Consider the following 24,238-nt stretch of genomic DNA (forward strand, 5'->3'; position numbering starts at 1 on the left):
AAAAAAGATATAAAATTGAAACTAAGAAGATGATTGGTTGAAACTACAACTGACCTCTTTTCCTTTCTAGTATTTCACAAACTTGTAAACTTTGTTCTTAATTTTGGCAAAGTATAATCCAGGCTTCAGATCATCACCAAACTCCTGAAAAGACACATTGCTGAAACTTTTCAGAATCTTTCCTTCACCATTTGTAATTTCAATATCCTCTGGTTTATATAAGCTGATAGAAAAAAAACTGTTACTCGGATTCGGATAAATTGAAACTGAATTTTCCTTTTGAATATCTTCCAAGGCAGTAACAACCTGACAATTTGCAAAAGCTATTCCCTGACTCACGAAACCTAGTTGATCTATATTGGGCAGTCCATCAGTGGTGGCAGAAGATAATTCCAAGGTGTTAATTCCCTCCTGAACGTTTAGTTGAAAATCCACAGAATTCCATGTAGTAAAGGTACCTGTGGATGAAAAGCTGAGGTTATTATGAAGAACTTCATTGTTCAGTGTAACTGTAGCTGGCCTGTCTGTTGTTCCTCCATTTGCATAGCGGAAGCTTATGGTAGCATTCCCTGCATTGCTGGCAGAAATTTTAAATATGACTGAAGTTCCTATTGCATTATCAATATTGAGATAGGAATTCCCTTTATAACCTGCGTTTTTCTTTTCAATAACACCATCAAAGTTACAAGCTTCTGTTTCAGCTTCACTCACGGATGTGCAAGTAGTTTTACCCGTTGTTCCACCAACGCAACGACTGCAATTATCCAAAGTAGCTGTACCATTGATGGTACCGTTGCAATCTTTTGCTATGCCATTTACAATTATCGTAACCGGAGAAGATGCAGTCACTGCACCCGAATTATCTGTTGCTTTAGCAGTGATGGTATATGTCCCTGCACCTACTCCACCCCATGTATAGCTATATGTTGAAGTAGCATCAGTTCCCAACAAAGTTGCTCCGTTATAAAACTCCACTTTCGATATCAAACCATCTGTATCCAATGCAGAAGCATTGATTGTAATGGAAGCAGGTTCATAAAAACTTGCATTGTTTGTGGGTGAAGTAATGTTCACTGTCGGCGATGCATTAACTGGGGTTGGGTCGCATGTGGTAAATTCACCTACCAGACATCCTGCATACTCTTCAAGGTTGGTATATCCATCTCCATCACGATCTGCATTTTGATCTGATGTTGATTTGTTCAAACCATGAGCTGTTTCCCATGCATCCGGCATTCCGTCGTTATCAGAATCTATTGGGCCTGTCGTACTAGTATAAGTAGGGAAACCTCCTACTTGTGTTTCATTATCAATGATTCCGGTTTTTGCTCCGTATGCTCCTCCATAATTCGATGTCCCGCTTTTGACTGAGTTTACAGTTCGTGTATCTACGGCGTCTCTTTTAAGACTGGCTCCTGCTGTCGCTAGTACTTTGGTATAAGCATCCGCAGCCGATTGTGTATTGATGTTTATTCCAGAGAGAGCTGAGTTTAGTTTTAGTTCGCTAAGTGCAATAGAAGCATCGCCGGGTTGTACACCACCATTCCAGTTATCTGAGCTCACTGTTGCATTCCCATCAATATAGTTACCACTCACATACCATTTGCTGATTGGATTTCCTGCTGATTTTGAATCAGAAGGTTCTACAATCCGGTATCTTACTTTTCCGCTTAGCGTAGCAGGACCGGGTTTGTAATAGTTGTTTACCAAATTATGATTACCAGATTCTCCACCATACACATTGTTATAGCCCCAATTAAAAATCAAGTTGTTACGAAAATCAACTTTCTCAGTAGAAGCTGTTGTTAAATGATAACGTGCTCCGCAAAAACGTGGTGTTCTGCTTGTGTGGTTTGCAATAAGGTTGTGATGAAAGGTTGCACCCATTCCTCCCCAGATTCCTCCAAACCCGTGATCTCCTTTAGGATGTGTAGAATGATAAAAGCTTTCAGTAATGATGCAATATTGCATAGTGAAATTGGTATTGTCATAAAAACTAGCCTGTTCATCATTACCCCATGAATAAGAACAATGATCCAGAATAATATTGCTATTATTACGCCCCCAGGATGCGTCGTATTCACTAGTTTGGATACTTCCCGGTCTGAAACGCATATATCTGATAATTATATTGCTTGCTGATAATTGTACTGTGTAATTAGCAACACAAATTCCATCACCAGGAGCTGTCTGACCTAATATAGAAAGATCTCCATTGCTGATATTTATACCGGACTGAAGCTTGATTATGCCCGATATTTTAAAAATTACAGTTCTTTTGCCACTCGCTTGTAACGCTTCTCTCAAAGAACCGTTACCTGCGTCATTTAAATTGCTAACTATATATAGCTTTCCACCTCTACCACCTGTAGTGAATTTTCCATAACCTTCTGCTGAAGGAAATGCCAGTTGTTGTGAATAGACAGTTTTGAATAGAAGTAAGAATGCTATTACTGCAATTGTTTTTACCCGATAAAATGGTTTCATATTGTCATGTTTTTAATGATCGCTATTTTTATTTGCAAACTGACTGATTCATCTTTTTCATGAGGAATACCCTATTCAAAATTCAGAAGTAACATTTTTAAAAAAAAAAAAGATAAAAAATAATTAAGCACTGAAGTACTCACCTTCATTCTCATTGGAGGTCACCTGATTAACATATCTGTTTTCCAATTTAAATTAATAGAAAAATAATTAGGCAGCTGAAGACTCCCTAAAAAGTCATTTCAAACAAATTTTACTTTCATTGACTTCATTTAATTGACCTCTGTGAAATAACAGTTTATAAACATTTTTTAAATGAATGAATTTGACTAGTGTTATACACAATCATTAAATAAAGAGATGAAAACAACTCCACAATCAGAAGGAATAGGAACCAAATCAAAAGCTTCAGGAGATAAAATGAAAGCCATTGTAATTCATAATTATGGCGATGCTAATGTTCTTCATGCTGAAGAAGTGACTATTCCAAAAATTGGACAAGATGATATTCTAGTTAAAGTACAAGCCGCAGGAATTAATCCGATAGACTGGAAAATTAGAGAAGGATACAAAAAAGATTTTTTGGATAATAATAACCCTGGAATTCTGGGTTGGGATGTAGCAGGAACAGTAACAGAAGTTGGTGATCTTGTTACCAGATTCAAACCTGGAGACAAAATATTTGCCAATCCAACAGCCGCAAGAAACGGAGCTTATGCTGAATACATTATAATTCGTTCTTATGAAGCTGCTCTTGCTCCCAAAAATATTTCCTTGATAGAAGCAGCTGGTGTTCCTCTAGCAGCCCAGACTGCCTGGATTGGATTGTTTGAGAAAGCTAATTTAAAATCAGATCAAAAAGTATTGATCCATGGTGCAGCTGGTGGAGTTGGTACATTTGCCGTGCAATTAGCCAAAATTGCAGGTGCACATGTAATAGGAACCTGTTCTAAAGAAAATATTGAAATGGTCAAAAGTATTGGTGCAGACCAGGTAATAGATTACAAAAGTGAAGATTTCAGCATCAAGCTAAAAAATATAGATGTGGTGCTAGATACAATCGGAGGTGATACTCAGGTTAAATCTTTAAAGGTACTTAAATCAGGAGGTACGCTGGTTTCAACAGTTGGTGTTAATGCTGCTGAGAAAGCCCCACGTTCAGATGTGAACACAATAGCTTATTATTCGATTGCTAATGGAGCAAGATTAGCTGAGATCGGAGGTTTAATCGAAAAAGGTTTAATAAAAGTAATTATTGACAGGACTTTCCCATATGAGGACGTAAAAGAGGCTCATCAATTAAGCGAAACGCATCATGCTAAGGGTAAGATTATATTAACAATGGATCAAAAAACAAAAGGATAATTCAAATAGAAAAGAGCGTTATAAAATCTTCCATTCATTTTATTATTAACGCTCTTTTCTTTTAAAATTAATTTGGATTAATAAAATAGATTGATGCATTTACAGTACATTTTTGATTCACATTGTTGATTGCTGAATAACTATTCATACTTTCAAGAAACCTGAACCTAACTTCTCTTCTATTTTTGCAAAGCATATTTTTGATTTTCAATTTGAGGATCTCTTCCTGTTTCCTTTTTGTTACTTTCTTTTCAACCTTAATTTTGTATCGTCTTTCGAGTAATCTCGCTCTTTCCTAATCTTTTTTTCTCTCTCCAACAACTTTCTCTTCATATAAAAATAATTTGTCTTTGTGCAAAAAATGAGAGTTACTTCTTGCTGTCTTATTTGTAGATATCATAGTTTTTAAAATATTGATTTTTTTTATCAACCCAATATGAGAAATAAACTCGACCCAGTAAACCATAGAAGTTATGATCTTGATAAAAGAAAAATTTTTTCTATAAAACATTGTAACATATTCAACCTATTTGCGCCATTGATAAATATATCATTCACAAAAAAGGTCTGTTCTAATTATGTAAAAAACTCACCTGTATGTTGCAACACTACCATTTTTAGATTTTTATTTATTTGCTTCCTTTCATTTACTCACGTTATCTGCAAAGCACAAATAACAATTGATTCCATAAATACAACAATTAGTTCTTGCGGAAACAATGGGATAGCTTCAATTTTTGCAAAAAGTAAAAAATCAGATCCTGCACTTATGTATGAACTCATATCAGGACCATCAACTACAATAATTCAAAATAGTCCTGTATTTTCTTCATTGTCTCCCGGTAACTATGAAGTTAAAATTTATGATGTTGATTTTAATACAAAGGTCGAGCAATTTACAATTACCGGTAATTACCTGTTACCTTCATTGAATCCGGTAGGAATTAATCCTATATGTCCGGGGTTTACCAACGGCCAAATAAAAGGCAATCCTGATATTACAAAGGGAAGAGCCCCTTTCACCTGGGAAATGATATCTCCCGTGAGTAGCATTCCTCAATTGAGTGACCAATTTACCAATCTTACTACAGGATCTTATACAATTCGCATGACTGATGCATGTGGAAACTTTCAGACACGAACGGTTATTTTGGGTACTGGTAGTACAGGATTGTCACAATGGTCAAATGGAGTGCCCGTTGTTTCAAAGGTAGGATGTGACTCCATGATTTTAATGCACTACTTCAAAATTTCAAAAGAATATGCCAAGATCTCTCTTACGCTGACAATAGAATCCCCAGTAGGAGTTATTAACAAAAAAGTTATCCCTACACCAATCGACACAATTAATTTCTTTCCTGGATTATATTGGATAATTGACACAATTGCAGGAGCTGATTATGGACAACATTTAAAAGTATGTCTGACCGACACTTGCGGTGTTTCCATATGTGGTGCTACAGAGACCATATCCCCTTTTGATTTCGATCTGGAATATAAAGTATCTGGTAATTGTGATAATAAAATGAGTGCAATAGTTATCCTTAAATCTTATCCATGGTATAGTGATTACATGTATACAGATATTATGAAGCCCATAAAGATGACGTTGACGGATATTGCACTGAACACTGTCGTAGATTCAATGGAATGCACAAAAGATATGGCTTGCGGACTTACATTAAATGAGCATGAAGGCGGAAGAAATTATAAGCTTCAAATCATTGATGGTTGTGGAACAGTTTTCGAGAAAGATATTTTATGGCCAATCCCTGATGCTCCTTTTATTGCTTTTGGATCTGGAGCAGGTTGTCTGGACTCCACTTCAATAGGATATTTTCAAGTATTTAACTTTCGTTCAGTTGCAACAATGGAATTTCTTTCTGGTCCAACCACGCTAGGAAGCACCAAACCAGGATATAAATTTTCTGACAAAATCACTTACCCAAAATCATTCCAGATAATTCCGGGAGGACAGTTCTCTATTAAAAATATGGTTCCGGGAAGATACACTTATAGATGCTCTGATCATTGTGGAAATGTAATTACAGACTCCATTGAAATATATCCATTTACTGTATCAAATTTCAAGTATAGCTTTTCTTTAAAGAAAGGATGTGCCGGAGACAATATATTATATTTTGACGGGAGAAGTGATAATACTGCTGGACTTCATATCAAAGATCTTTCTACTGGAAATTATATCTATTTAAATCAAAACGTTTGGTCAAATGATTCACTAACATCTCTCCCTCCGGGGAAATATGGGCTTGAAATATACTATGGGAATTATAATTTGGGCGGCTACTTTTACAATGGATCCATGTCAGACAAAAATAATGACTGTTGGGCAGTATATGATACTATTACAATACCGGCTCATAATTTTAATGCTGTCAAATCAAACGTATCCATTTTCTGTAATGGAAACACATTTGTGGAAATAAATGTAGACAGCACTAGTGGCGTTCCACCATATCAGTATGAGATAACAAGTGGGCCTAAAGTTTTTCCATTACAAACCAGTAATCTTTTTAATGTCCCAACTTATGGAATATATACGATACGTGTGATAGATGCATGTGGAAACTCCAACTCAAAACAGATCACTGTAGATTCCACAAAATTCCTACCTATTATAAAAAAAGGGCCTTCATGCCTTGGAGGAAAAGTTGTACTTAAAGGGATATCATCCAGCTTTTTTTCTTATGAATGGAAAAAACCTTATGGCACTGTTTTTACAGGAGATTCACTTGTTATTTATCCAATGACCACAGCTGATACAGGTACATATTTAATAACAAAAAACGTTCATGTAAATGGATGTAATGATCAGTTTTTTTCTTCTTATCGTCTTCGCCTCTATGATATATCAGAGAACACTCATTCTATCTGCAAAGGAGGTTTTGTAAAGGTAGGTCCCAAAACCTATACACTTCCTGGCTTGTACAAGGATACTCTAAAAAACGCCTTTGGCTGTGATAGTATTATAATTTCCAGGCTCATTGCTGTTCCGCAAATATATGACACCAATCGCGTTGCAATTTGCTCAGGTGAGCATTTTGCTATCGGGTCCAATAACTACAACCTTCCGGGCATATATATAGATTCTATATTGAATACAGGAGGATGCTTCGATTACACTGTTACATATTTAAAAGTAAATGGAAGTAAAGATACAACTCATACATCAGTTTGTTCTGGAGGAAGTATTAAGGTTGGTAATAATGAATATCGCACAACAGGATGGTATACGGATACTTTTATTTCTCATTCTGGCTGCGATAGCATTGTTGTTACAGACCTTAAAATACTTCCTTTAAAATCAAACACCTTGAACAAATCAATATGCCAAGGTGAACATTTCACAGTCGGAAGCCACGAATATTTTCAAACCGGAATCTATATAGATACTATCACCACTTCCACATGTGACAGTATAGTCACACTGAATCTCACAGTAAACGCTATAAGAAAAGATTCATTAGAAAAAAGTATATGTTTTGGCCATGTAATTAAAATCGGAAACCATACATATTTTAAAACTGGAATATATAGAGATACAATACCAAGTATAAACTGTGATAGTATTATTATTTTGAACCTTACAGTACAAAAAGAAATAAGGGAGCCATTTGACGATCTTTCCAAGGAACATTGCTTCGAGGAAGGTGACCTATACGTTGGTCCTACATGGGGCAAGTATTTTCTCTGGAAAAATTCTGGAGATACAAATCAATTTATAAGAATTACTGAAGGTGGAATATATACAGTAACTGTCACTGATGAATTTGGATGCTCATCTACAGGAGACATTTTCATAAAAGAATATTGCATTCCAAAAATTTTTGTACCTGAAGCATTTTCACCAAATAATGATGGCCTACATGACGATCTTGAAATATTCGGTAAATATTTTACAAATTTTGAATTAAAGATTTTTAACAGATGGGGAGAAATCATATTCATCTCAAATGATAGAAATAAAAAATGGGATGGATATTACAGAAATGAACTCATGCCAATTGGCTCATACCCATGGATAATAAGTTACCAAAGCATATTTGAAGAGTACGGAGATAAACATGTTATGACTGGCAGCGTGACACTTGTTAAATAAAAAAGTGTTAGTGATCATTTTACTAAAAATTCTATCCGAATAATTTTGCTTTCAATTATGGAAATACAATTGATAAAACACCTATTCAGTATTAATCTGAACCTGATGAAACAACTTATACTCAATATTATATTGATACTATGTCTGACAAAAGTTAGTGCACAGGATTTACAATATTCCCAATTTTACGCAAATGCCTTATATCTGAGTCCATCTTTTGCCGGGTCTGAAGGCAATTCACGTGGCATCCTTGCTTCACGATATCAATGGCCTGGCCTTGAAGCTGCTTACTTTACTACAACAGCTTCGGTAGATCATTATTTTCATGAATACAGGTCAGGTGTTGCCTTAATAGCCACATCCGACCTTTCTATGGCATCGAAGCTTAAATCAAAAGCTGCAGGTATCATTTATTGTTATCAAATGAACCTTAACAAAAAAATTGTATTCAGGCCTTCCATACAATTTTCATATGTTACAAGAAGTATAGATTTTGACAAACTAACCTTTGGTTCACAATATAATGATGATGGTTTTCAGGGTGGAGCTACAAGAGAAACATTGAACTCCGCTACTATTTCATATGCAACCATAGCCGCCGGAGGATTGATCTATACAGAGGATTACTGGATTGGTATTACCGGTAATAATTTAAATACACCCAATCAAAGCTTTATGGATGGTAAAAGTTCTTTACCAGCGAAAGTTTCTTTCTTCGGAGGTTATAAATTCAGAAAGGGATCTCTGTTGCAAAATATAAATGCTGACCCAAACGAGGAAAAAAGCTTAACCCCAACCTTCCTATATAAGATGCAAGGTAAATCAGATCAACTGGATATAGGACTTTATGGAAGATATAATATACTTATTGCCGGTTTCTGGTATAGAGGAATTCCAGTAAAGCTTTATAAACCGGAAAGAAGTAATAATGATGCTTTAGTTTTTTTAGTTGGTCTTGCCCGGAATGGATTTAAAATAGGTTATAGTTATGATTATACAATTTCAAGACTAGCTTTATACTCTGGTGGATCACATGAGCTTACACTATCAATAGGGCAAAAAAAGGCTAAAAAAACAAAGATCCGAAAGAAACTCCCCTGTCCGAGTTTTTAAAAATGCACATGAAAAATGAAAAGTTTACATAAATCCTTCTTCAATAGATTAATCTTAATTAAATAAGTATTATATGTTGGATACCCAATATTATTACAATAATAAATTTAACTATCTCATTTTTATATTCATATCTAAGTAAACCAATCTTTACTCCTACCACTTCTTGCATCCTATCTTCTATATCAGCATCAAATCATACTTAGCATCAATAAAGCTTGAACCCAAAGGACTGTTATTAAAACACTTTTAGATTATTATCTAAAATGATGTGACCTGTCAAGTGGTTAATCGTAAGTCTTCAAGTGTATCAGTGTATCTAAGTGCTGACAGCATTTTTCACTATTGATGTTCAAAAACCTTTTTCTTTCAAGTCTTTAGTGCATAATCTCACTCCATTTTTTTTTAAAAAGAAAAACTTTAAACAATTCTTCTGTTTATTGATTATATAGGATAATCAATTTTATAAAACTCAGAGGGAGGAATTTTCCATTTAGATAAGTATTTTTTTCGATGGAAATCGATAAGGGAAAATCTAATCCGCTTTACAATAAACATTTAAATCTGTTTAAGACTATTTAAATTATGATCATCATAATCTTCTTTATATTACATTGGTACATTTCATTATTTTCTCAAACTTTCTTCCTGCATAGATACAGTGCTCACAGAATGTTCACTATGAATAAAACCTGGGAGAAGTTCTTTTATCTTATTCTGTATATAAGTCAGGGATCTTCATACCTGACACCAAGGGCATATGGAATTCTTCACAGAATGCATCATGCCTATAGCGATACTGAAAAAGATCCTCATTCGCCGCACCATAATAAAAATGTATTTACTATGATGTGGAAGACAAGGAAGATCTATAATGACATTGTCGACAATAATTCAAATGCAGAATCCGGTTTTAAGAAAAATCTTCCCGAATGGGAACTTATTGATAAGATTGGAGAAATGGGAATATCAAGAATACTATGGGCTTTGATATATATAGCCTTTTATATCACATTCGCCACACAATGGTGGATGTTCCTGCTGCTTCCTGTGCATTTTCTTATGTCACCAGTACATGGAGCTATAGTAAACTGGTTTGGTCATAAAATCGGATACAGCAATTTTAAAAATGGCGACGAATCAAAAAACACATTACCTGTAGATTTTTTGATGCTTGGTGAATTATTCCAGAATAACCATCACAAATATGCAAGCCGAGCAAACTTCGGTGTAAAGAAATTCGAATTTGATCCTGTATTTCCTTTCATCAAAATATTTTCATTCTTTCGGATTATAAAGATGGAAAAACTTTGAATAAGGTCCGAAGGAATTGAAGGACCAATATAGGTCAGAGAATTCCTCATGATATTAATATTTTTAAATGAGATTATTTATACCTAAACAACATCTTTTTAATCCACTTAGATAACTTAAGCAAGTTACCTTATTACTTGTTTCCTTTTTTAGATTTATTAAAACTGACCAATATTCTTTTAAAATCGGTCCTACTCTCCTTTTGCTTTGTTTTGTAAATTCAGGTATATTAATACCTTCATTTACCTTATTAATACTCAATGGAAATTAAATTTAAAGATATACTTTTTGGAATAGCTATTGGAGATGCATATGGCGCAGGTCTTGAATTTCAGGACCGAGACTGGATACGAAAGAATGTAGACTTTTCTTGTTTTCTGAATAAAAGAACAGATCTTGCAGATGTTGTTGATTCCTTTGGTAACAAAGTAAAAAATTATAATGAATGGGATTATACTGATGACACTGAAATGACCATAGGTTGCATAAAAGCCTTGGTTTCTAAAAAAAAATTTTCTGAAGATCTATTGATAGAATATTGGATAAAAGAATATGAAGAAGATAAAAAACAAAAAGGTATAGGTCGTCATGGCCATGGATCTATGCGCTGGGTTTATAATGGAGAAAAGACCATCGAAGACGTCCGGGACTTTCAAAAGAACAGACCTAACCCTGGCAACGGTCCTACTATGCGAGCAATCCCATTTGGCTTTGTTAACGAAGATCTTATTGATCGTTTTGCTACCATCAATGCAAATGCAACACATCCGAACCCTAAAGCAGTTGCTTCAAGTGTTTGTATTGCAAGGGCGGCGGAATATCTTATCATTAAAAAACTGAAAGCTGAAAAAATTATAGACTATTGTTTACCCTTTATCCAAAACATAGATACAGAATTTTATGATAAGTTAAAAACAGTAAACACTCTCCCCACCTTTTCCCTACTTTCAGAATCTGAATATGAAAATATTTGCGGAGCTCAGCCTATAATAAAGCCTTATTATCCCGAAGGTATTACAGGCCTCCCCTCAGACGCGATGTATACCGCTTTGAGTGCACTTTATATCTTAAAGCATTCCCAATCTACATTCGAAGGTTTTAAACAAGCTATTTACCTGGGAGGTGATGTTGACTCTGTTGCATCCATCATCACAGGGATACTGGCAGGAAGATATGGACTTGAAAGTATGCCTCATTATATGATAGAAAAGGTAGAGGGAAAAAGTATACTGTTAAAATTGGCAGACCTCTGGCAGAGATATTACTATTCATCTGATCTTTGAATCATGGCAATAATTCTATGAAAACCTACTCTTTGAGAACTTTGGTAGTTGGCAGTAAAATTTAAGCAACAAATAAATTGACAAAAGGAATATTAATATTATTTTTTCTTATAATGATACCAGGCACTGTAATCTTACTTGTTGCTTGGTTATATACATACGTTACAAAAAACAGTCACTTTCCAATATATATTCTCCTGGGAATATGGGCTGTCTTTATAGTGGGCACTGGACTTATGTTCTTGATAAGGCCATATTTTGAATTAATGATAGTGAATGAAGAAGATAATTACGGAGTCTATAAAATAGATTTAGAAAAATTTAGTCAAGAGCAATCAAAATGGCAACATGACAACTACGAGTTAGAATTAAACAGAGATCACTATCTTAGACTATATAAAAAAAAAACTGAAAGACATTTAATTGATTCAGTTAAATATGAATTTGTTAACGATCCATACAGCAAAAGGATTCGACTTGAAAAAGATTCTACACATCATCATATAATCGCCGATAATCCTACTTTATTCAGGAAACCATTTAACCATTTTTACTATGTATTCGAATCATCTAAATATGGAAATATGTTTTTTGAAAAGGATTAATATTAGAATGGGCTTTGATAATCTTAATAATATTCAGAATGCAATTTCAAGCATTCTTTTTTGATGTATAAGCATTTAATATTTTGTTCTTAATTGATTCTGCTATTAAAAGTGATTTCCCGGCAACCAGCATGAATACATGAATGAACATGGATATTATTAAATATCCAACAAACTCAATCTGTCGCAGCGTCTTGTATTTAATTTCATTAGTAATTTCCAAATGATTTTTCTTTACTTCATCTAGATTTAAACTATCAATTTCTTTATCAGACATAGTTTCTGATAAATAATATAAATTCTTGCTTCTGCATCCTCTGTAAAAAGCATTTATTACGCGTTTAGGCTTTAAGATAAACCCTGTAGATAATGCAAATAAATTCATTATAGAGATCAATGGTTTTCTGCAACTTCTGGATCCAAGCTCCCAGGCGCTAATTTCGCTTTCTCCAACTCTACCAATTCCATATCCAGCCATTATGTGATGTAAATCATGAAATTTAAGGTACTTTTTCCGAGCGCTCACATTGGGTACAGGAGCTAAAATACAACCTATATAAACTCTCACACAATGAGATTTAAAATCCTCACTTAAGTTCAGTTTATTAAATTTATAAAACCCAATTAATGCTTCTTTCGTGGTCATTATATAATAATTGAAATTCCTAAAAAACCGTTTTCTGTATTCTGTAATTTTTTGATCTTTATTTATTAAACAATTTAGTGATTATCCATCAATTAAGTAGCAAAAACGAATTCATTAACTGCAAATTGTAAGTAATCTTTTTATAAACTTCTATCCCTGACTTCATATTTATAGCCCTAAACATATTTGTCATATTATACAGTTGGTCTTTTAATAGGACATTTAAAGGGCACTTATAAATTCTTTTCCTGCAAAAACTGCCATCTAAAATGTCCTTTGAACATTCGGTTTTTATTTAAAAATTTGGAGATAATTAAAACTAAAAAATGATATGGAAACAACATTCAAAATTTGGGAAACAAGCAGAAAACGCTATTCAGAATACTTGGATAAATACGCATTAGAACAACTGAACAAGATTCCTAGCGGTTTTAACAATAATCTGATCTGGAATATCGGACATATCATAGTTGCTCAACAAGCATTGGTTTATAAATCCACAGAATTACCCTGGCATATTTCTGATGAATTATTTGATCTGTATAAATCAGGCACCAAGCCTATGGGAGACACCACGCAGGAAGAAGTCGATAATTTAAAAGTCCTTTTAACTTCTCTTATTGAAAAAACCAGAAAGGATTTTTATGATGGGGTATTCATTACTTTCAATGAACGGATAACAGGAACCGGGTTTCATCTGGGGTCATTAACTGATGCCTTTGAATTTAACAACTATCATGAAGCGCTTCACTTAGGATTTATGATGAACATAAGGAAGTTCGTTTAGGTGATTAACCTTATGCAGCCTATTTACCATGGCATATAAAAAATAAACAGCAAGAGTTTCTCTCATGAAACCCTTGCTGCAATAGAAAATATGAGAGCTTATTTCACTTCATACTTAAGTTTTTTTCCAAGTGCTTTCGCTACTTTTTCCATCTCTTCCCATGAGTCCATAATCGCAGTGCCTTTATTTCCTTTGTATTCAATTCTCATCCCATCTTGAGCAGCAACAGATATATTTCCTGTTAGCCAAACTTCTGCACCCTTTATTTCGGCAATAAGGCTCACTCTAGTCTTACTTCCTTTGAGCGTTTTAGGATTTGTGGCCACTTTTGAAGTATTTTTACCAGCCCTTAAAGTATAGTCTTTTTCAGAAAAGACCTCTTTGACTCTGTCTGCCACGCCATTAGAATCTGGAAGAGAAATTATGATTGTATTTGCCTTTTCTGGAATTGTCTGCGAAAACCCTAAAGTTCCTATCAGACCGAAAAACATTAGTAAAATTATTCTTTTCATTATTATTGATTTTTAAGTTTTATACGCATTTCTCATTTACGGTCTCAACTCAGTATTGTTGCGGAATGTGCATAATCCAGATACTAGATGTGTGTTTTTAATAATCCCTCAATTTATGTAATATCATAAGAAACATTAACATATATATCGTTCAGAAAATCAATCAATAAGGTAGCCCCTAAAGAGACTAAATTACGACTACAAAGTCTCACGATACATATTTTCCGATAAAATTTTAACACAAACCAACTATTAATTACCAGATAATTATCTTACCATCAATTCGACACTTTTTAAGTCCGTCGAATTACCTCCTGTCATGAGTGTAAATTTTCCGGGCTCTACGCCATAAAGCATATTAATATCATAGAATGATAATAAAGATGGATCTATGTTAAATGAGACGGTCTTTGTTTCTCCTGGATTCAGGGTCACTCGTTTAAAACCTTTCAGTTCCTTAACCGGCCGTGTTACTGAAGCTACCTGATCTCTGATATATAATTGAACAACTTCTTCTGCCTGCATATTTCCTGTATTGGTAACATCAACATTAAGAGTCAAAGAACCAGAAATACTCATTGTTGGCTGACTTAATCTTGGGCTACTATACTGAAAGGTTACATAACTTAATCCATGACCGAAAGCATATACAGGCTCATTATCTGAAAATGCGTAATCGAATGCACGAGACATGGATTTTCTGCTGTAGTAAGCAGGTATATGTCCTGCAGACTTTGGCAGTGAAACCGTGAGTTTCCCAGAGGGAGCAATATCTCCGAACAATATTGAAGCAGCGGCATTACCGGTCTCCTGCCCCATATACCAGCCCTCCAGGATTGCTTTTACTCCTTCATTGTCTTTAAGATTTCCAATTGCAAGTGGCCGCCCTCCCATAAGATAAATGATTACAGGTTTCCCTGTTGCTACTATCGAATTGATTAGTTCATTCTGAGAACCTATGAGATCTAAGGAACTTCTATCACCCTCATGCCCTTTCATCCATGCTTCACGGCAAGTAGTCTCATTGTCCCCAACAACAAGAACTACAATATCTGCAGCTGAAGCAACTTTTATCGCTTCATCAATCAGAGGCTTATTTTGTTCAGGTGTCGATAGTTTTATATCTAATGCATGTTTCCAGTTGTAGAAAGAATTCTTCTTATGATTTTGGGTAATCTCACAACCTTTTGCATATAATACTTCAACATTATTTCCAGCACGTTTTTTTATTCCGTCCAGAATAGAAACATTATAGAAAGGGGTTCCGCTATAACCTCCCAAATATGCAAAATCAGCGTTGGGGCCTATCACCGCTATTTTTTTATACTTGTTTATAGTCAGCGGCAACACGTTTTCATTATTCTTCAATAAAACAATTGATTTTTGCGCAGCCTTTAAAGCAAGTGTTTGAGACTCACCTTTCTTTGCCTCTGCAATGGCATTGGAAGCATTTACATAAGGGTTCTCAAACAGACCAAGGTTAAATTTCAAAATCAATATTTGTTTAACACACGAATCAATCAAAGAGATATCAAGTTTGTTTTCTTTAATCAATTCAGGTATCGTGTTATATGAATCAGGAAGCGGGAGCTCAATCTGAATCCCGGCCTTGAGTGCCTGTAATGCAGCTTCTTTAGGACCTTCGGCTACTTTATGATCAGCATGTAATTGGCGTATCCCTTCATAATCTGATACTATTAATCCTTTAAAACCTAATTCCTCTCTAAGTATCTCCTGTAACAGCCATGCATTCGAATGTGATGGTATTCCATCTATCTCATTGTATGATGCCATTACTGCGGCAGGCTTTGATTGTTCTATTACATATTGAAACGGATAAATATGAATTTCTCTTAGATCTCTCATGCTAATATTTCCAGAGTTTCTGTTTAGACCTCCTTCAGGACTTCCATGAGCAGTAAAATGTTTAAGAGTTGCCAGAACATGATATTTATCCACCACACCGCTGCTTCCACCTTGCAAGCCTCTTACCTGAGCTGCACCCAGACGACTGTTCAGAAATGGATCTTCTCCATAAAATTCTTCGATCCTTCCAAACCTCGGATCTCTTCCTACATCTAGTATTGGAGTAAGTGCCTGATGACCTCCACGGGAACGCATTTCTCGAGCGGTTATATCATATACTTCTTCAAATAATTTTTCATCCCAGGACGATGCAAGACCTATTGTCATAGGAAAAGAGGTAGCTTCTGGCTTCATAAGACCATGACAGCCTTCATCGTGAAAAATTGCAGGTATACCCAAACGGGTCTTAGTCATTAGAAATTTCTGTGCAGCATTTTTCCAGTTCACATCTTTTTCTATAGGTAAATTCATTGGACCAATCTCGCCTATACCATTTTTGAAGATTTCCTTAAATATAGTTTCCTTAAATGTACTGTCACCTGTAACTACCTTGGTTCCATCAATATCCCAAAAGCCTATAAGCTGAGCTGTCTTCTCTTCAATAGTCATTCGGGAAAGCAAATCCGCAGCCCTTTCCTCTGGAGATAGTGAGGCATTTTTATATTGAGGTTTTTCTTCTGATTTATGAAGCCATGCTGAACAAAGAATAATACATACAAAGCATAAACTCAGCTTAAAAAAGACTTTACTTTTGATATTGAACATTTTTAAGAATTATAAAATATGAAATGATTGTGAGGGATAAAGATATAAAATACAATCATTTAACCCAAAAGTCATCACTTGTAACAAGAAGTAAAAATGAAAACAAAAAGCCAGAAGAGCAATCTACCGGCCTTTTGTTTTTAATGTTAAAATAACTTAATTCAGACTCTTAGTGAGCCTCTGAACCCTCTGGCTGCATAGTAAGATTCCGCTCCATTGTGATACATAAAAACAGTGTTATAGCGACGATCACAGAAAATCGCTCCACCGAGCTTTCTTATATCAGAAGGTGTTTTTACCCAGCTGGATGTTTTAGTATCAAAGTTCCCAAGCTTCTGAAGTTCCCTATATTGTTCTTCTGTCAGGATCTCGATCCCCATGTCAGACGCCATCCCCATTGCACTATTTTCCGGTTTATGCTCTTTCCTAGCTTCTAATGCTTCATGATCATAACAAATACTTCTTCTTCCTTTAGGACTCTCAGCTGAACAATCATTAAAAATATATTCACCCGTCTTTTTATCATAACCTACCACATCAGGTTCGCCACCGGTTTTTTCCATTTCATTAAGCGACCATAGCTTTTCTGCATAAGCAGCCGCTATTAGCTTAGCATGGACAGCAGCCCATTCAAGTCCTTTATGGCGATTCATATTTTTCTCAAAACGAACTTTTAATATTGTGAGCAACTCTTCACTTTCTTTAGCTGACAATTTCTTTTTATTAGCCATGATTCTATTCAATTATTTATTCAATGAAATAAAACAGTCTCCAATCTAAATATACTAATCGTTTAATCCTCTTCCTTCGAGTATTTGTTGTATGCATTTTTCTATTCTGGACTCTCGGGTCTTGGATTGCTTGGGTTGAGAAAAATAAAATATGTATGCTCTTTGTCGTCCAGGTGTCAATTCTTCAAAAGCAGTTTTCAAAACCTTCATTTTATCTAACCTCTTTTGAAACTCTTCTGGTATCGGGTAATCTGAAGTCTTTTTCAATTCTACTTTTAAACCAGCTTCTTCAACTTCAACGGCTTCATAAATATAGGACTTCAATGTCTTTTCCAACTTCACTATTTCCTTCACATTTGTAAACCGAATCTGTCGTGCTGACTGTACATTTTCAGTTTGTTGGATTAGAATACCTTTCTTATCCTTTAAAAGTGCGCCTTTGAAAAACAAAAGCGCACAATATTCTTTAAACACATGTATTAAAACAATGTTCCTTTTCTCAAACACATAACAAGGACACCCCCACTTCAACTCTTCTGTCAGCGCAGTGTCAAGAACAATCGTTCTCAATTGCTCGATTTCTTCCTTCCACTTTTGGGCTTCATTAAAATAAAAGTCAACCTTGGGGTTCATGTTATTTATTTGTTTATTGATTTGATGAAACGAACTTTCTATCAGAAGGTCTGAAATACCAAGATACTATAATCAAAACGATTAATAATACTGGTCCGATATTTTCTGTGGGTGCGTCTGCCACGGCAATATGTGAATATAGAGCTCCTGACATGCAAAAGAAAAATCCTGCATAAGCCCATTCCTTTACTAAAGGAAATCTAGGAATGAGTATTGCTATGACTCCCAAAATTTTCCAGACTCCAATTATAGTTAAGAAATAAGCAGGGTAACCTAAATGGGTAACTCCCTTTACAGTGTCTTCCACATGAAGTAATTGTGCAATTCCACCGGAAAGCATTCCCAGTGACAACCAAAGGGTAGCAACCCAATAGATAATTTTGTTTCTCTTTGTCATAATATGTTACTTTAATTTATTTACTATTTCTTGTAATCTGTTATGCGCCATGTTAATTCCTTGGGCAAATGGCAACTGAAGTATCTGATCTCGTATTGCAACAGATCTGTATACCACGTGCATTCTGAGCTTGCTGGTATCATCTGTGAGCCTTTCAAAATCAAGGAACTCAAGCTGAGGACCAAACGGCGCATTCTCCATTTCAAACGTTCTTGTAATTTTCTCATTCGGAATAAATTCATGAATGACACCACTAAATCCATGTTTATTACCCTTGGGATCAAGCGTTTCAAATTGCCAGCTACCATGCTTTTTATTTTCCAGTTTCAACACTTTTGTTCCCATCCATTGCTCAACAATTTCCGGTTCAATGTATGCTTTAAAAAGCAAATCCAATGGCAACTCAAATTCCCTTGTGATCACTATCTCCTGCTTGCCTTCTACAGCATCTATCTTTGTTTTTAATTCCATTTGCTTACCTATTCTTTTGACTTGTATTTTTTCATTATGGATTCCAATTTATTAAACCTGTCATCCCACATTTTACGGAATGGTTCAATGAAGTCTGCAATCTCTTTCATTTTATTTGGGTTTAGGTGATAATACATCTCTCTGCCATTTTGCTCCTGTTTAAGCAATTCGCATTCTGTAAGTATCTGTAGATGTTTCGATACCGTCGGTCGGGCCGTGTCAAAGTTGGCAGCTATAGCTCCCGCAGTCATGGATTGAGAGGCAACCAACAGAAGTATAGCCCTTCTTGTAGGGTCTGCTATGGCTTGAAATACATCTCTTCTTAAATTCATTATGTAGCTATTTGACTACAAATATACATGTAGCTATTTAACTACACAAATTTTTTAGCATTTTTTTTAGTAATTTATTCATCCTAAGATAAAGCATCTTAGGTTCAGCAAGCATATCTAACTCAGAATTACAGATTTGTATCTTCCCTCCGGTAATAAATAATTCTGAAAAAAAGAAAAGATATTGAATCTCTTATAAGCCTATTACGATTTGAGAAAACCATAATAGTTAATTGACATACATCAGATATGAAGAATAAAAGAACTTTAGCGAGTTCTTTATTTTATTATCAATGAAGTGAAGGATATGACTTATATTCAGGAAAAAATTTGTATTATATAATACGTCACAAGTAAATTGACAACATTCTCCCCCAATAAATATAGTCTGATATGCTAGACCATTTTCCATTTTATTTAACTCTGATAGTCCTTATAGTATTGCTGATAATGCTGAGCAATAAAATTAAAGTTGCATACCCGGTACTATTAGTTCTGGGGGGATTGACAATGAGTTTTATTCCTTTTATTCCAGTAATGAAAATTGATCCTGAATTGATTTTCATAATTTTCCTTCCACCATTATTGTATGAAGCAGCATGGACCAATTCCTGGAAAGAGCTCTGGCATTGGAGAAGGATCATAGGAAGCTTTGCATTTATTGTCGTCTTTCTTACTGCAATCGCAGTAGCTTTTATTGCTAACTCAATTATACCTGGATTTTCACTGGCTTTAGGTTTTTTATTGGGAGGAATTGTTTCGCCACCGGATGCTGTAAGTGCGAGTGTAATTCTAAAACTTGTAAAAGCACCTAAAAGAATGTCCTCTATTCTTGAAGGAGAAAGCTTACTAAATGATGCTTCCTCACTTATTATCTTTCGTTTTGCAATGATAGCAGTGGCCACTGGACAATTTATCTGGTACGAGGCAGCATTGAGCTTTGGCTGGATGATCATTGGAGGCATTGGTACAGGTTTAATCGTAGGATTGCTTTTTTTAAAAGCACACAAATGGCTTCCGACGGATGTAAACATGGATATTATCCTTACGCTTGTGACACCTTACGCAATGTACATCGCAGCTGAAGAAGTACATGCTTCGGGCGTCCTTGCAGTAGTGAGTGGAGGACTGTTTTTATCCTATTTCAGACATCATTTCCTTACGGGCTCTTCTCGTTTGAGTGGAGAGAATGTTTGGCAAAGCCTTATATTCCTATTAAACGGATTGGTCTTTTTGCTGATTGGACTGGATCTTCCTGAAATCATTTCGGGATTACAAGAAGAAGGATTCGGTTTTTACCATGCAACTGCATATGGATTGTTTATTACTTTTGTGCTGATCATAGGCAGAATGATTGCTGCTTACGGTGCATTAATTACCACATTGTTTGCTAGTCATTTCATTAAAGTTGCTGATAGTAATCCTGGTTTAAAAGCTCCTCTTCTACTCGGATGGACAGGTATGCGAGGAGTGGTTTCTCTCGCGGCTGCACTATCTATTCCTGTGACACTTGACAGTGGGATGCCTTTCCCCCATCGGAATCTTATATTGTACATCACATTTATAGTAATACTTGTAACATTAGTATTACAGGGATTAACATTACCTTTCCTTATTAAAAAAGTAAAATTACCGAACTTCAACGATCATCTTCCTGAAGAAGAAACAAAAAACCTCCTTCGTGAAGCATTGGCAAAAGAGTCTCTGAATTATCTTACAGAAAATCATAAAGTAGAAGTAGAACATAGTTTCCACTTACAAAAGCTGGCTACCAAATGGGAGAAACAAATGACAGCAGATGAAGATCCTAACTTGTCTGAAAGAACAAAATTGATTTATGGGAACATACTTGAAAAACAGAGACAGTTACTAATTCAAATGAATAACAAGGAAAAGCATATTGATGAAGAGATCATTAGGAAATTTCTACATCAAATAGATTTGGAAGAAGAAAAACTGAAGCTCGAATAAAGTTAAAAATTAAAACTATTTACTAACTAAGATCTTTTTTGCAACAATCTGATTATCGGCACTGACAGTTAGAATATAAATTCCATTCTTCAGATCTGAAAGGTTTATATCCTGGCTAAAGCTGCTTTTTTCAAATTGATTAAAGGAAAGAATATTTTGTCCCAGAGTATTATAGAGGTCAAAGCGAACATTATTTTCTCCATCCATTAGAATATCAATAGAAACCAGATCAGTGGCAGGATTCGGATATGTATTTATAATAAGAGAAGGTGAAGCCCTATAGATTTTAATATTATCCAAATAAACAGAATTACCTGCAGTACCATAACTTGTTATATATAATTTAGCACCTTTCTGATTGGCAACCGCTTCTAAAGGTATATTCACTGAGCTCCAATCTCCAGGCTCCGGATAGAAGTTATCATTTGTTTTTCTTGCAGTATTTAAATCTCCACCATAAATCGTTTTTAACAAATATTTCTTATCTATACAGCCAAGAGAAAACTCAATAACCAGACTATCTGTTTCATTAGAATTATTAGCTGCTCCCGCAATATCAAAGTATAAATTTGGATGATCATTATCACTAAAATCCAGATTTGGGGATATAAGTACATCATAAGATTTAGGATTCAAATGATAGGAATTTTTGTTTGAAATTGAAATACAGCGATTACTTTTTTCAAACGCTCCAGGAAAAGCCAAGTCCCAGGTATCAGAAGCATCCGGATTATAAATTGACCATCCTTCTGACAGCATTCTGTCTGATTCAAAAGTTAAGTTTTGAGTATATTGATGAAGGGGCTTTGAACAACAACCTCCACTTTCTAACAATTTCTTTCTACGGGGACTCACTTCTAAAAAAGTACGCATTCTTTCCTTTTGTCCCTGAGTAAATATGTTCATGCATTTATCTACTGTATAATCAAGGTAATTCTCATACATCTTTGGAACTCGCACTCCGGAACATTCTGTATATCTAACATCACAAAGTGTTTCGGTTGAATCAGCATGCCATTCCTGAGTTGGTGTGTCTGCAATAAAATCGTCTCCGCAATAACTGTCTCCCCAGATATGAATAAGACCCAACCAATGACCTACTTCATGAGTAGCCGTCCGACCCAAATTGTATGGTTTAGCAGCTGATCCCGTTGTTCCGAATGCTTTGTAATCAATTACTACTCCATCAGTAAACTCAAAGCCATCATTGAATGGTGCTCCAGGAATACCTGCCCCTCCAGGTGATTGAGCATATCCTAAAATTTTGCCAGCAATGTTGGTCACCCAGATATTAAGATATTGATCGCTTGGCCAATAAGAAAGTTTTTTTAACTCAACATCATCCATCTGGTAATCAAAGGATAACTTTTTATTATATACTCTGACAATACCTTTAGTAGATCTACCATCAGGATCATATTGCGCCAGACAAAACTGGATGCGGGTGTCTGCTCCAACGGGATTTGTATTAAAGCCATGAGTGCCTGGCATCTTCCTGAAATCTTCGTTTAAAACTGTAATTTGAGAATGAATTTGTTCATCAGAAATATTTGTGTTATTAAACCCTCCAATGAAATTATTTTGGGAATTATGAACAACATGAACGACTATGGGAATTTCATAAACGAACGTATCCGATATTTTTGCATTTCTCTTTTTGATAGTTCTTAAGAAATGTTCAACCTGATCAGGGGTTGGTAATGGCCTCGAATTTTGGGGATATGAATTCGTTATGCATTCTCTTTGTGCAAATGTTTTTGAAAGAAGAAGAACAAAAAATAATAAGACACAAAAAAATCTCATAGTCACTTATATTATATGTAAATAAAAAACTTATTCTGTTTTTTAATCAAGTTTCCTATATTCTTAATCACTGATTAACGTTAAATTTCAAAATTAATATAATTACTTTAGTGGAGAACAAAGTTTGTTATTTACGTAATAATGAAATAAGGAAATGAATGGCGAAAATGAATTAATTAACGATATTGTTATACCTTTTTTAATTAAAACTAATTGAATACATTTTTCGGTTATTGAATGGCTGTATGAATAATTTTTACGTTGAATAACTAACCTAACTATGTTATATGAAAAACTATTTTAACCTACTCCTTTTCTCCTTTATTATAATTCTTTCAAGCTGCAGTGGATCTGATGTTTATCAAGGTAACTGGAAAGCTACAGACACTAATGGAAATAAGTTTGAAATTAATTTTGAACCTAAAAAATTTTCAATTAAAAACGTTGACGGTAATATTGAAACCTTTGAATACACTCAAAATTCAGTGAAAATTGAAAATTCTGTAAGAACTTATGGTATAAAATTAAGTGATGGAAGGGCATATAATATTTTATTGCCAATGAAACAAGCAAAGGGGTAATTATGCTTGAAAACAATGAGTCACTTTATACCATAAGCAGGGTATCCTATATTCAATACGAAGATCTTTATAAATTAACAAACTAACTTACAGTATAAAACATCACATAATTACTAAAGACTAAAAATTATGAGAGAAGCCCATATAACTGATATTGAAGACTTACTGGTTAGTGAAGAGGAAACATTTACATTAGAAAAAGATTTTATTGAAAAAGTTAAGGTACTTGGCATTAAAGAAATTGAACCGCTTCTGGAAGAGTATGTCAAAATAATAGGTAGACTCGAAAAGTAACAATTTCTTACACTTTTAAGGGACCTGTTTATTGAGTTTAAAAAACTTGCTTAAGATATTTAATTAATATCTATGATTTACAGAAGTCGATTTCTCTTCTCAACTGTTATCATACTTTTCCTATAATAAGACTTAACAAAGTAATACTGTTTCTGGTAACTT

The 24,238-nt window shown here is 34.7% G+C and carries 20 protein-coding genes; 10 read left to right on the forward strand and 10 right to left on the reverse strand.

Annotation, left to right across the window (positions count from 1 at the left end; genetic code table 11):
• Positions 1-66: 66 nt before the first annotated feature.
• Positions 67-2,487: an Ig-like domain-containing protein gene (locus tag K350_RS31865; RefSeq protein WP_081670842.1), complete on the reverse strand. Its 2,421-nt coding sequence runs from the start codon at positions 2,485-2,487 to the stop codon at positions 67-69.
• Between the two features lie 360 nt (positions 2,488-2,847).
• On the opposite strand from K350_RS31865, the gene K350_RS0101315 reads away from it, so the two are divergent.
• The 6 genes from K350_RS0101315 to K350_RS0101350 all read left to right on the forward strand — a co-directional run bounded on the left by K350_RS0101315 (position 2,848) and on the right by K350_RS0101350 (position 12,287).
• Positions 2,848-3,852 (forward strand): NADP-dependent oxidoreductase, encoded by a 1,005-nt coding sequence (locus K350_RS0101315; RefSeq protein WP_211236700.1) that lies wholly within the window; start codon positions 2,848-2,850, stop codon positions 3,850-3,852.
• A gap of 436 nt (positions 3,853-4,288) precedes the next feature.
• Positions 4,289-7,972 carry a T9SS type B sorting domain-containing protein gene (locus tag K350_RS0101325; RefSeq protein WP_081670843.1) on the forward strand — a complete coding sequence of 1,228 codons (3,684 nt, stop codon included), beginning with the start codon at positions 4,289-4,291 and terminating at the stop codon, positions 7,970-7,972.
• 105 nt (positions 7,973-8,077) lie between these two features.
• Positions 8,078-9,085 (forward strand): PorP/SprF family type IX secretion system membrane protein, encoded by a 1,008-nt coding sequence (locus tag K350_RS0101330; RefSeq protein ID WP_037573716.1) that lies wholly within the window; start codon positions 8,078-8,080, stop codon positions 9,083-9,085.
• 585 nt (positions 9,086-9,670) lie between these two features.
• A complete protein-coding gene (locus tag K350_RS0101340; RefSeq protein WP_028978384.1) occupies positions 9,671-10,399 on the forward strand; it encodes an acyl-CoA desaturase in 729 nt (242 codons plus the stop codon).
• 260 nt (positions 10,400-10,659) lie between these two features.
• Entirely contained in the window at positions 10,660-11,682 is a 1,023-nt protein-coding gene (locus K350_RS26920; protein WP_037573532.1) for an ADP-ribosylglycohydrolase family protein, read from the forward strand.
• Between the two features lie 266 nt (positions 11,683-11,948).
• Positions 11,949-12,287 (forward strand): hypothetical protein, encoded by a 339-nt coding sequence (locus tag K350_RS0101350; protein WP_162144110.1) that lies wholly within the window; start codon positions 11,949-11,951, stop codon positions 12,285-12,287.
• A gap of 46 nt (positions 12,288-12,333) precedes the next feature.
• On the opposite strand, the gene K350_RS0101355 is transcribed toward K350_RS0101350, so the two are convergent.
• Complete coding sequence (locus tag K350_RS0101355) at positions 12,334-12,933, reverse strand: hypothetical protein (protein WP_037573534.1); 600 nt, start codon at positions 12,931-12,933, stop codon at positions 12,334-12,336.
• A gap of 331 nt (positions 12,934-13,264) precedes the next feature.
• Between K350_RS0101355 and K350_RS0101360 the strand changes: the two genes are divergently transcribed.
• Positions 13,265-13,720 (forward strand): DinB family protein, encoded by a 456-nt coding sequence (locus K350_RS0101360; protein ID WP_028978387.1) that lies wholly within the window; start codon positions 13,265-13,267, stop codon positions 13,718-13,720.
• A 98-nt stretch (positions 13,721-13,818) separates the two neighbouring features.
• On the opposite strand, the gene K350_RS0101365 is transcribed toward K350_RS0101360, so the two are convergent.
• The 7 genes from K350_RS0101365 to K350_RS0101400 form a co-directional block, all read right to left on the reverse strand.
• The gene (locus K350_RS0101365; protein ID WP_156026813.1) at positions 13,819-14,232 is read right to left on the reverse strand and encodes a hypothetical protein; all 414 of its coding nucleotides are present in this window, start codon (positions 14,230-14,232) and stop codon (positions 13,819-13,821) included.
• Positions 14,233-14,499: 267 nt separating this feature from the next.
• The gene (locus tag K350_RS26925) at positions 14,500-16,863 is read right to left on the reverse strand and encodes a glycoside hydrolase family 3 N-terminal domain-containing protein (RefSeq protein WP_081670844.1); all 2,364 of its coding nucleotides are present in this window, start codon (positions 16,861-16,863) and stop codon (positions 14,500-14,502) included.
• A 161-nt stretch (positions 16,864-17,024) separates the two neighbouring features.
• Entirely contained in the window at positions 17,025-17,594 is a 570-nt protein-coding gene (locus K350_RS0101380) for a DUF4256 domain-containing protein (RefSeq protein ID WP_028978389.1), read from the reverse strand.
• Between the two features lie 54 nt (positions 17,595-17,648).
• On the reverse strand, positions 17,649-18,227 hold the full coding sequence (locus K350_RS0101385) for a YdeI/OmpD-associated family protein (RefSeq protein ID WP_028978390.1): 579 nt from the start codon (positions 18,225-18,227) through the stop codon (positions 17,649-17,651).
• Between the two features lie 13 nt (positions 18,228-18,240).
• On the reverse strand, positions 18,241-18,624 hold the full coding sequence (locus K350_RS0101390; protein ID WP_028978391.1) for a DoxX family protein: 384 nt from the start codon (positions 18,622-18,624) through the stop codon (positions 18,241-18,243).
• A gap of 6 nt (positions 18,625-18,630) precedes the next feature.
• Entirely contained in the window at positions 18,631-19,095 is a 465-nt protein-coding gene (locus tag K350_RS0101395) for an SRPBCC domain-containing protein (protein WP_028978392.1), read from the reverse strand.
• Positions 19,096-19,103: 8 nt separating this feature from the next.
• Positions 19,104-19,427, reverse strand: coding sequence for an ArsR/SmtB family transcription factor (locus K350_RS0101400; RefSeq protein WP_028978393.1), 324 nt, complete (start codon positions 19,425-19,427; stop codon positions 19,104-19,106).
• Between the two features lie 393 nt (positions 19,428-19,820).
• Between K350_RS0101400 and K350_RS0101405 the strand changes: the two genes are divergently transcribed.
• A complete protein-coding gene (locus K350_RS0101405) occupies positions 19,821-21,398 on the forward strand; it encodes a Na+/H+ antiporter (RefSeq protein WP_028978394.1) in 1,578 nt (525 codons plus the stop codon).
• Between the two features lie 15 nt (positions 21,399-21,413).
• Here K350_RS0101405 and K350_RS30645 read toward each other — a convergent pair whose 3' ends face one another.
• The gene (locus tag K350_RS30645; RefSeq protein ID WP_051312752.1) at positions 21,414-23,201 is read right to left on the reverse strand and encodes a T9SS-dependent choice-of-anchor J family protein; all 1,788 of its coding nucleotides are present in this window, start codon (positions 23,199-23,201) and stop codon (positions 21,414-21,416) included.
• A 287-nt stretch (positions 23,202-23,488) separates the two neighbouring features.
• Here K350_RS30645 and K350_RS26935 point away from each other — a divergent pair, with 287 nt between their 5' ends.
• Both K350_RS26935 and K350_RS32190 read left to right on the forward strand, forming a co-directional pair.
• Positions 23,489-23,782, forward strand: coding sequence for a hypothetical protein (locus tag K350_RS26935; protein WP_051312753.1), 294 nt, complete (start codon positions 23,489-23,491; stop codon positions 23,780-23,782).
• Between the two features lie 129 nt (positions 23,783-23,911).
• Positions 23,912-24,076 (forward strand): hypothetical protein, encoded by a 165-nt coding sequence (locus tag K350_RS32190; RefSeq protein WP_156026815.1) that lies wholly within the window; start codon positions 23,912-23,914, stop codon positions 24,074-24,076.
• Positions 24,077-24,238 lie beyond the last annotated feature (162 nt).

Source organism: Sporocytophaga myxococcoides DSM 11118 (assembly GCF_000426725.1).
Taxonomy (GTDB): Bacteria; Bacteroidota; Bacteroidia; order Cytophagales; family Cytophagaceae; genus Sporocytophaga; species Sporocytophaga myxococcoides.